The 4201-nt window shown below is 60.2% G+C and carries 2 protein-coding genes; both read right to left on the reverse strand.

Annotation, left to right across the window (positions count from 1 at the left end):
* Positions 1 to 542 precede the first annotated feature (542 nt).
* The gene (locus tag ABX749_RS24235; RefSeq protein WP_095741367.1) at positions 543 to 752 is read right to left on the reverse strand and encodes a hypothetical protein; all 210 of its coding nucleotides are present in this window, start codon (positions 750 to 752) and stop codon (positions 543 to 545) included.
* 484 nt (positions 753 to 1236) lie between these two features.
* Positions 1237 to 4201: ATP-dependent RNA helicase HrpA (gene hrpA, locus ABX749_RS24240; protein WP_372898260.1), on the reverse strand; the 2965-nt coding region annotated here is incomplete at its 5' end.

The following is a 4201-nucleotide window of genomic DNA, read 5'->3' on the forward strand; positions in this document are numbered from 1 at the left end:
GACTGCCTCGGGCCCAACTCGGGTGATCGGGCTGCCCTCAACGGTGGCCCATCAATCCAAACGACCTGTCTTCGTTGGTTCGACCTGTTTCAATCGCTGCCACACCCCAACGGTTGCGCTGTTGCGCGACAGCAGTTGCCCCGTTACGCCACCGGGCTCGCTCGCAGCCACGGTCGGTCGCTCGTTCCAAAAGGCAGTGGATTGCGACCCGGTCGTCATCGAGACCTAGAATAACGATTTTCGCCGTAGCGAATACGTCTGGACCTTGGACGGCCGAGGCTTGATTTGCGAACAGCCCGTGGATCGACTGTGTCCGCTCGGCGAGATCCGTTGGAAGGGTTCCGACGTTCGATCATGATGATCGCTAAGAAAAGGCGTCGGTCGTCCCCGCGTGAAGGAGAGTGGCAGCGTGAAGAAGAATCGCTGCGTGTAGAAGAACGGCAGCGTCGGTTCGCGACGATGCCGTGGTGGCGTCGCTACCGGGGGACACCCGGCCGAATGCGATCAAGCGCAAACGGCCAGGCGACCAGATGTTCATGCCGTTACCGACGACCGCTGTACCGGGAGTTGCTGGTCACGAACCGATCCAGATCCTTTTCCAGTTGGATCAGCTCTTCGTCGAGCCACGTGGCAAACTCCGCCCGCGAGACGTCTTCGACCAGCGCGGTGAACTGATCCCAATTCGTCGTGATCACCTGCTTGGCCGATTCGCTCTTCAAACTTGGCGTTTGTTTGTCGCTGGATGTCGACATATCGAAACCCTCCGGTTGGGGGTGGTTGTGATGTGATCAAAGCTGGAAACTGAATCTCAGTCCCACGTCGTCTCTGCCAGTTAGACGCGCCCACCAAGCTCGGGGTTCATCGTATTAACAAAGGTTCTTTGGGGAACGTTCCTTCAGTAGCAGCAAGCCGCATGCCTTTTTTCGCCCTTGCCGCCCACTTCTTGGGTCCTGACCGTGGAATTCATCCTCTTTTCACACGAAAAACGACTCGGAAATTAATTTTTGGCAATCTCGAATTGATTCCGATGCAACCAGGGGTGTGTCGTTCTGGCGACGGATTGTTTCAAAACTGCCACTTCTTCATGCAGCGGACGACTCCGAATGCTCAAAGAGACCGCACCGCCATAGAATACTCCGTTATCGTCCGATAACGGAGTGTGTTTCGACTTTAATATTTTTTTTGGCCGATTTAGCCCTCGGGTTGCCAGGGTCAACGAAGCGGTAGCGGTCGCGGTCACTGTTGCGCCAGCCATTTTTCGCAGCGTTTGGCGGAAATCTTAATCGAGGTGCCTAGCGGCTGGGCAAACAGGCTGACACGCAATTCTTCGATCATCCAGCGAAATTCGTCCGCCGAGCGGGCTTTGGGTTGCTGTTCTGCATCGGGAAACCGCGCGATCCACTGCTGCCAGAGACCGGCCACGGTTTCCGCACCGGATTGATCGCGTGATCCGGCACCGCTACGCAGTTTGTCCAATCGATAGGTGATCGCCGACAGATAGCGCGGGTAGTGCTGCAGCCACTGCCAGGGTGTGACAGACAAGAAATCAGGATGAACCAGCCAGCGGAGCTGTTCCTGCACGTCCTTGCCGGCGGCGGCGAACCGCGAGGTGGAAAGCGATTCGATTTCGCTCCGCATGTTCAAGTACGACTGGCCGAACTGGGTCAGCCATTTCGCGACTTCTTGAACGGCGACGGAGATGCGTTCGCCGCGATCGACCCGCCGCGCTTCGAAGGCCTCGCGGCCCCGCGGCAGGGCTTGGTTTTCGACAAAGGCGATCCGCGCCAACAGGTCGATCAATGACGGTTCGAACTGGGCCGCCGGAACCGCACCGGCGAGTCGGATCTTGGTTTCGTTCAACTCCGGCAACCAACGGACTTGGCGTCTCAGTTCCGCGCGTTCGCTGATCGCATACAGCCGGGTCAGGCCCTGCCGCATGATCGAATCGGCAGACGCTTGGTCGGGAAACAATCCGATCGTGACATGATCGCCCTGGTCGACGAGTGCGGGATACTGCGCGACGCGCACCCCGCCGCGCTCGCGTGTGACATCGACCGGCAGATGATCCAGATCAAAGGACCGCATCGGTTCGCTGGGCAACTCGGTATCCATCTGGCCGCCGGCGTCGCTGGATGCCTCGCCGCCACTGCCTCCGAATTGCCGGGCCAGTGGCTCGACCGATCGACCTTGCGCGATCAGCTTGCCCTCGTCATCGACGACGGAGATCAGGAACCGCAGATGTTCCTCCAGTTTTTCGTCTTGAAAATCAGATTCGCTGATCGTCATCTCCGCGTGGCGTGACATCGCACTGCACAGCGCCGGCATGAACGGGACCTGGCCGTATTGCGGTAACAGTTCCTCGTAGATTTGCTGGGCGACATCGGCAGCGGGAACCAGGTTGCGACGGATCCGTTTGGGCAGCGATTTGATCATCGCGATGATCTTGCCGGGCAGCAGCCCTGGGACGAGCCAACCGAGTCGATCGTCGCTGATTTGGGAGACGGCCGCTTGGTGGATCCGCAAGCTGACGCCATCATCTTCGGCGCCGGGTTCGTACCGATACTTCAGCGGCAGTTCGGTCTTGCCGACGGTCAGCTGATCGGGAAAGGAGTCGCTGGAGATTTCATCCGTGGCGATGTCGATCAAATCGGACGGCATCATGAACAACGTGGTCTCGTCGGCCGGCACGTCCGGGCGATCATGCAGCCAGGCCGACAGCGCCGTCGAATCGGTGAGCCGGCGGGCCCAATCGGGCACCGGCATGGCTTTGGCCAGTTTCTCCAGTCGCCCCTTGTCACAGACGTCGGCCGGCAGACGTTGTTGATAGAACTGCGCGACAACAAAGTCATCGACGACCATGTCGCGTCGTCGCGTTTTAGCCGCCAGCACTTCGAACGATTCCCGAAGTGATCGGTTGTGTCGCACGAACCTGGCATTGGTTTGCAATTGCTGTTCGACCAGTCCGTGCTGGATCAACAGGTCGCGTGCCGTGGCCGGATCGACCGGCGGCAGCGGCACGCGGCGGCGGACGACGATCGGCAACCCAAACAAGGATTGACGTTGGTAACAAAACGCACCGCCCGACTTCTGGCTCCAGTGTGGATCGCTGTAGGACGACTTGAGCAGGTGGGCGCCGATGGCTTCGACCCATTGCGGCTGGATCTTTGCCACGGTGCGGGCATATTGTTTGCTGGTTTCCACCAGTTCGGCGGCGACGATCCACTTCGGTTTGGATTCGAACACGCCGCTGCCGGGCCACAGGAACAGCTTTAAATTCCGTGGCCCCAGGTAAACATTTTTTTCGCCGGCCATGGCGACGCCGGACAGGAAACCGCTCAACAGCGCCTGGTGGACCGCCGTGTAACGCTCTTTGTCGATCGTTTGCTTGGTTTGATCGTCGGCGAACTGAATCGCGCCGATTCGCCGTCGCGGCGACGATGCACCGGCGGCCCGCGAGCGGTTCAGGTCGGATGCGATCTCACGGAGTTGGCGGTAGGTATCGGCCCATTCCCGCATCCGTGTCGGGGACAGGAAACGCCGACGCAGTTGGCGTGTGAGTTTGGCCCGCGAGCAATCGGCGCGGGCCTGTTCGTAATAGCGCCACAGTCTGAGAAACGAAAGGAAATCGCTTTCGGCGTCGCGGAATTCCGCGTGCGCCTGGTCGGCCGCTTGCTGCTGGTCTTGCGGACGTTGTCGGGGATCGGGAATTTCCATCGCCGCCGCGATCGGCAAGATTTCCGGCAGCACGCCCAGTTCATCCGCAGCCAAGATGATGCGTCCGATCCGCGGATCGACCGGCATGCGGCCGAGTGACTTTCCGATCGCCGTCAATTCTTGTTGTTCGTCGATCGCGCCGAGTTCCAGCAACGTCTGGACGCCTTCGCGGATCGATTCCGGTCGCGGCACATCCAACAGCGGCAACGCGTCCAGCGATCCGAATCCCAGCATCTTGCTTTGCAGCACGACCGACGCCAAGTTGGTCCGACGTATCTCGGGTGTCGTGAAGGCATCACGGGACTCAAAGTCCATCGGCGAATACAGACGCACGCAGACGCCGGGACCGACGCGGCCGCAGCGACCGGCGCGTTGGTCCGCACTCGCGCGGCTGACCGGTTCGATCGGCAATCGCTGCAGCTTGCTGCGTGGGCTGTAGCGGCTGATGCGTGCCGTGCCGGTGTCGATCACCGAGCGAATGCCGGGC

The organism is Stieleria sp. (genome assembly GCF_041595215.1).
Lineage (GTDB): Bacteria > Planctomycetota > Planctomycetia > Pirellulales > Pirellulaceae > Stieleria > Stieleria magnilauensis.

Bases quoted from the DNA above. Each gene is read 5' to 3' on its own strand.
- ABX749_RS24235 (WP_095741367.1), bottom strand. From the start codon at position 752: ATGTCGACATCCAGCGACAAACAAACGCCAAGTTTGAAGAGCGAATCG.